Genomic DNA, 5791 nt, shown 5'->3' with positions numbered 1-5791 from the left:
TACTGCATCTTCTGAGGTCAAGAACCCGTCTCTGACGCTGTGAAACTGCGAATAGTCTTCCCTACCCCGACGCTGTCTTGTGATTCAACGAGGCATGGCGGCTTCAAGACGTTCGTGATCCGTGATTAGGCGTGAGCGCGGGATGGTAATGCGATGAGTTGTTTGACTCCGCCAGTCCGGATTCTCGTCGGTGAGGGTATCCCAGACGTATTCCTGAATGACACGCCAGTAGATTTCTCTAGTGGTGTCGTCGTAGATAGCGAGGACAACTGGAATGGGTTGCCCCATGTATTGTTTGAGATGCTCAATTGTGAGTTTCGCATGGACAGTTTCGGTATCAGAATCGAATTTACCGGTTGATTTCAGTTGGATGAGGAAGTGATCACTGCGGATGTTTTGATGGGTGGAGTCGTCGGTGTCATCATCAGTGAGGTTAACGATAAAATCAGGACCGTAGTCTTTCTCGTATGCTTCGACCGGGTATGGGCGAAGTTGAGTAACGAGTTGGGCTTCACCTATCTCGTCAAGTTCCTGGTCAGAACTGCGACTCGGCATTTATCTTCATCTACATATTACGAGCTATATTAAAATAGTCTAGGTTGTGAACTGTCTTCTCTGGTGTGTCCAATTTCTCGCGTAATTGCCCACCGCAACCACTCATATCTACCGATTGTGGCGTCGGCTATGCTGTGGAAAGATTTTCTAGCGTATCAAGAAGGTCCCTCGACCGGTCCGGAGAGGCTTCGAACATACCCACCTGCAAAGGACCCCAATCCTCACCCTGTTCATCAAGGGACTCTCTTAGATGTGAGACAGTTTCTCCCCAGTAAGTCGTCCCCATGAGTCTCATCTCGCCATCCCGACTCTCGACTCTTTCAATGAGTGCTAAATCCGCTATCGCTTCAAAATCCTCAAACGATTGTTCATATGCAGTCGAGGAGGAAAGGAAATCCATTGCCGGCTCTCGAAGCTGGTCTTTTATTTGGGACCGAATGGATTTCTCCTGACGTTCGCGCTCGAATCCCGATCCGAGTTTATCTGATATTCTCCACGGGTGGAGTGCGAACTGGGCCTCCTTCCCAGATCTATCTGAATACGATAACGATGAACGGTGAACCTCAACTGTTGTCTGCGATAGTAGCTTCTGGATGACGTTCCAATTCTCGGAAGCCAGTGCCGCCATTCCCACCCCATACATAACGAGTGTAGCGGGGTAACGCCTCAGTAGCTTTAGAGCAGGAGTATATTTATTCTCCGGTGATGGTGTAGAGCCAATGTGCTGTATGGCCTGAACCGTCGGCTTGAGACCGATATTCACTGTCTGGTTTCCCCAGTAAGAACAAGTCATTGTAGCCACAGCCAGGGTTCCGACTACGCTGCCGTATTCTTCAAGCCTGTCCTCAACAGTGATCTCGCCGGAGTCGTTATGTAGGGGAAACCGCTCCTCCTCAAATATCTCCGCGCTCACTTCCTCAGCTTCCTCTTTGATAAGATCGGCAAGATCTATCTTGTGCTGTTCCCGGGTCAGGTACTTTTTCACTCGTTCGCGGGCCACCTCGCGTGAGAGTGGTGCCGCGGACTCCGCGCCCTCCAGTGCTTCGACGCTCTCTTTCAATTCAGAAAAGAACCGAGCAGCACCCTCGTTCTGGATAGTGATGGCATCCCTGTGCGACACGAGGGGTTCTGCCTCCTCTTCAAGTTCTCCGTGGTGGGACCAGTAAGTCGAGTATCGATGTACTTTGCATGATTTAAGCGACTCTCGCAGGCGTGTATCCCACTTCCCTGACCAACCGCACACAATCAATCCGTAGTCTTTGAAAACTCGGTCGATGAGTTCCTGCATCGGTTCTGAATACTCCTCCAGCTCGGTTGCAAGGTTCTTGATATCGGTTTCTTTGTAGTCGCCATTCACCTTGATAACAACCGCATCCTGGTGTGCAAGTGGCTCAGCGCCCCGAGCTGATTCTGGCCCTGTTATCACGACAGGCTTGACACCGTATTCGGCTAACGCATCCTCAAGCAGCTGGTCAAAGTTCGTGGTGAGAACTACATCGATGTACCCGTTGTCGATAAGCCAGGCAATGCTCTCATGTGCCTTGGTCGGGGTTTTCTCGTCACGACCTCTTTCCTCCTCTGACGGCTCGAAGTAGTCTTCCAACAGTGATCGTCGTTCCTCTTGCGAGCCTGCCAACTCACCAATCAGGTCGTCATAGGCAGCCTCTTCTCCGTACTCCTCTTTGTACCAGTCGAACGGATCGTGCTGCAGATCTTCTTCTCTCGCTGCAGCCAGTTTCCGAATCAAATCTTCGACAACTACCCACCCAGTCGGGACGCCTGCACCAGTGGAGACTCCTGACCCGAGAAGTAGTGCATATCGCCCGGGATTATTCCTGACCGAAAATGTGAGCGACATTCGTTTGTCAACCATTTTTCAGCACCTCTTGTGTCATCGTCATTTCTCGGTTATTTGAATCTTGTGTGGAGGAGATGCTCGAATTGGTTCGATGAGAGGTGACACCACTCACCTTCTGTCAGATATTAATCGTTTTGTATGGGCGTACCCTCCGAACCTCTGCGTGGAGATTAAGCGAATTTCTGTATTGCACTATACGGTCTACACACGTCTGTTTCGGTGGCTCCACACCCTGAGGGTACTGAAATCGAGGGAATCACCCCATACTCTAACTACTCGTGATTACTCTGATAATCACGACCACTTTGAAGTACCCCGACGCCGTCGGTGAAGCACGAATGCTGCAATCGCCTCAGGAAGACGCTTCCCCCAGAGTAGAGCCACTGCGAGCGGCTGATCCCCCGCGAGTGTCGGGTCGGTTGCGAGCTCCGCTCTGTCGCCGGAAACCTTATCGCGAATTATCGATAATTCGTAATCGAGATGGCGCAATCACCTCCGCGGTCAGGCCGACCACCAATTCAGCAGCTTCAGACGGTGGCCGACCTTCTCGACACGCCGGCACTCGCTCGGCTATACGCCCATATCCTACAACACGGTCCAGTCACCGTATCCGAACTTGTCGACGAACTCGACATCCCTCAGGGGACCGCCTACGACTATGTGCAGAACCTCGAAACTGCTGGGTTAGTGGAGAAGGCTCGTGATCAACGCCCGTACGAATACGACGCCGAGTCGATTGCACTTACTCTCTCGACGGACGGCGAAACACAAACGATCACGCCAGCACTCATCGCTGCCGTTGCCCGCCGCGACGATGATGAGGACATCGACATCTACATCGGGCGTCACGGTCTTGATGGCCTCGCCGTCGCGCTTGAGTACGCCTACGAGTACGTCGATGGCACGGTCAACCATCGGATTGCGGCCCGGGAACTCGACCTCTCACCGCTTGAAGCCGAGATCATTCTCCAGGCACTGGAACCGGTTGCCGCCGAGTACGCCGACGCGGTTGCATGACGACGGTCTATATCGCCGATACCGGCGTCTTCGTCCGGTGTGGTGGCCCGGGCAAGGACAAATTTCAACGGCTCCGTCGGGCACTCCGACAGGCAGGTGTCTCGTTGTATGTCCCCCAGCGTGTCTACGAAGAGATCGGGGGCGATCCGGCAGCCGAAGAGTATCCCTCCGGGAACATACCCAATCCCGATGGCTTCGAGGAAAGGTGGATCATCGTCGCCGACGACCTCGACTACGCCAATCCGATCGTCTCAACGGTGATGGACGAAGCACGAAGGTTCATCGCCAACGAGACCGACCGCGACGAAGATATCACCGAAAAAGCGGACACAGCACTCGTGGGGCTTGCTGCTCAGGTACTCGATACCGGAGAGTCAGACCACGTTGTTCTTCTCACGACCGACAAACCGGCGGGCCGGGCGGCCGAGACGCTCCTGCCGCAACACGGCTTCAGCGACCGGATCGAATTCCAGTACGTCAGTGTGGAGTATCTCGAGACGATCACAGCCGAGGAATTTCGATAACGCAGCGCCGAGGTGAGGCCCGATGAGCGACGATCGGTCTTCTTCCCGTTCTAAAAGCTCTCTCAACGACAGCTTCGAGCGCTACCTCCAAGACAAGGGGAAAGGCCGCGGTGGCGACGGCGGGAACTACCGACGAAACGCTGCACGCGAGTTGGAGCGGTTCGCGGAGTGGGCCGCCGGCCACCGTGGCGACGAGGACTGGACCGGGATCGTCCCCGACGGTGTCGACCGGGAGCCGACCTTCAGCGATCTCGACGAACGCGTGTTCCGGGAGTACGCCCGGCATCTCGGTGGAGACCGGGGACTCAAGCAGAACACGGTACAAACCTACTACCGATATATCTCTGCGTGGTGCGGCTGGTGTGTCAACGAGGGCTATCTCGAGACGCATTACGCGCAGCGGGCGAGTGCGATGGCGCCGTTGCCGGAGGACGACGGCCGCAAGCCCGGTGACCAGCAGGCCTGGACGTCCGAACAGCGCCATACCTTCACCCGCTATGTCGACGAGCAGGCCCGCGATGCCATCGAGGCATACACGACACTGCCGGAGGATGCTGACTCTCTCGACAAGCAGCGAGCGCGCTACGCGGCGCTGAAGGCGGCTCGTGATCGGGCTCTGGTGTTCGTTCTCGCGTATACAGCTGTCCGCGTCGGGGAACTCCTCCGAGATCCGAACGACCCGCGCCGGCGCGGCGTCCGCTGGGAGGACCTCTCCCTTGACGACGGGAGTATGGATGTCTACCGGAAGAAACAGCAGTGGGATGCGGCGAGCCTCCCTGATCCGGTAATTTCGCCGCTGCGGAGCCACCGCCAGCTGATGGATCCACCGACGGAGCGCTGGCCGGTGTTTCCGACGTTCGACCAACGGACGCTCGCAGGGCTCGTTCAGGAAGAGCTAGCTGAACGAGGGGAACGCCCAGAAGCAATCGGTGAACGCCGTGATAAGTACGCTCGCGACCTGCTGCTAGCGCTCGATGAGGACATTCGGCCGCCGTCGATCACGACGGACGGCGCACGGTCGATTCTCCAACGGCTCTCGGATGACGCAGAGATCGGCATTGACCATCCGAAACACGATTATCTTGCCCCGCATGGTGGTCGACGTGGAATGGGGGAGGTACTTGTCCGTGCGTTTGGGTATACGGTCGCTGCCCGTTACTTAGATAACTCCGAGGAGATGGTTCGGGAGCGCTACTCGCATATTGAAGCTGGTGAACTCGGTGATGTCGCAACCGAAGCACTAGAACAGATCGATTGAAGAGTGAAGGTATCGACTCTCCCTCAATCATAGCAAAAAGGCACTGTTGGAGGTCAGCGTAGTACCTCTCCGAGTTCAATGGGGAGCTCTGGTAACGGAGCAGATATCATCTGATCCGGTTGGAATCTGCCTGATCTACTGTCACCAATAGATGGCTACTATTTGCGATTCGATTTGGAGGACATCAACATCGATAGCTTCTTCTTCACCACCCATAGACCTGTGTTCCTCGAATATCATGTAGTCAGTAGCTTCTGCTTCGTCATCCTTCGAGAGGGAGACATCGTGGTCTCGAAGATACGTCGCATAATCAGTGTAAAAGTCAATCAGTTCTGTTCCGCCATAGGGGGAGAGTGTTGGGACTCCTTCTTCAACTACATACTCGGTTATGAACCCGCGATGAAGATCGTCCCCGACCTCGTCAATCCCTGCTCGTTCATCAAATTTAGCGAGCGTATCTATCCAATCGTCTAGGTCTGTATCGTCAGTACCTCACAAAGCATCCTCGGCTAGCTGTTTCTGCGGCCTGAGTTCTGTGTCGAGACGGGTGTGCTGACGGTCTCGACGAGAGAATCACGG

At 55.0% G+C, this 5791-nt stretch carries 5 protein-coding genes; 3 read left to right on the top strand and 2 right to left on the bottom strand.

What is annotated here, in order from left to right; translation table 11 throughout:
• Positions 1–84: 84 nt before the first annotated feature.
• Both APQ99_RS12320 and APQ99_RS12315 read right to left on the bottom strand, forming a co-directional pair.
• Positions 85–555, bottom strand: a complete 471-nt coding sequence (locus tag APQ99_RS12320) for a DUF4365 domain-containing protein (protein WP_136361729.1) — start codon at positions 553–555, stop codon at positions 85–87.
• 127 nt (positions 556–682) lie between these two features.
• Positions 683–2428, bottom strand: coding sequence for an SIR2 family protein (locus tag APQ99_RS12315; RefSeq protein WP_136361728.1), 1746 nt, complete (start codon positions 2426–2428; stop codon positions 683–685).
• A gap of 465 nt (positions 2429–2893) precedes the next feature.
• Here APQ99_RS12315 and APQ99_RS12310 point away from each other — a divergent pair, with 465 nt between their 5' ends.
• Genes APQ99_RS12310 through APQ99_RS12300 form a run of 3 tightly spaced genes read left to right on the top strand, consistent with a single transcriptional unit; the run spans position 2894 to position 5212 of the window.
• The gene (locus APQ99_RS12310; RefSeq protein WP_012289705.1) at positions 2894–3430 is read left to right on the top strand and encodes a DUF7437 domain-containing protein; all 537 of its coding nucleotides are present in this window, start codon (positions 2894–2896) and stop codon (positions 3428–3430) included.
• Complete coding sequence (locus APQ99_RS12305) at positions 3427–3954, top strand: hypothetical protein (RefSeq protein ID WP_012289706.1); 528 nt, start codon at positions 3427–3429, stop codon at positions 3952–3954. The genes APQ99_RS12310 and APQ99_RS12305 overlap by 4 nt, the downstream gene beginning before the upstream one ends.
• Before the next feature lie 22 nt (positions 3955–3976).
• Positions 3977–5212 (top strand): phage integrase SAM-like domain-containing protein, encoded by a 1236-nt coding sequence (locus APQ99_RS12300; RefSeq protein WP_012289707.1) that lies wholly within the window; start codon positions 3977–3979, stop codon positions 5210–5212.
• Positions 5213–5791 lie beyond the last annotated feature (579 nt).

Source organism: Halobacterium salinarum DSM 3754, from assembly GCF_008124605.1.
Taxonomy (GTDB): domain Archaea; phylum Halobacteriota; class Halobacteria; order Halobacteriales; family Halobacteriaceae; genus Halobacterium; species Halobacterium salinarum.
This window is presented reverse-complemented; position numbering and strand designations above follow the sequence as displayed.

Bases quoted from the DNA above. Each gene is read 5' to 3' on its own strand.
- APQ99_RS12320 (WP_136361729.1), bottom strand. From the start codon at position 555: ATGCCGAGTCGCAGTTCTGACCAGGAACTTGACGAGATAGGTGAAGCC.
- APQ99_RS12315 (WP_136361728.1), bottom strand. From the start codon at position 2,428: ATGGTTGACAAACGAATGTCGCTCACATTTTCGGTCAGGAATAATCCC.
- APQ99_RS12310 (WP_012289705.1), top strand. From the start codon at position 2,894: ATGGCGCAATCACCTCCGCGGTCAGGCCGACCACCAATTCAGCAGCTT.
- APQ99_RS12305 (WP_012289706.1), top strand. From the start codon at position 3,427: ATGACGACGGTCTATATCGCCGATACCGGCGTCTTCGTCCGGTGTGGT.
- APQ99_RS12300 (WP_012289707.1), top strand. From the start codon at position 3,977: ATGAGCGACGATCGGTCTTCTTCCCGTTCTAAAAGCTCTCTCAACGAC.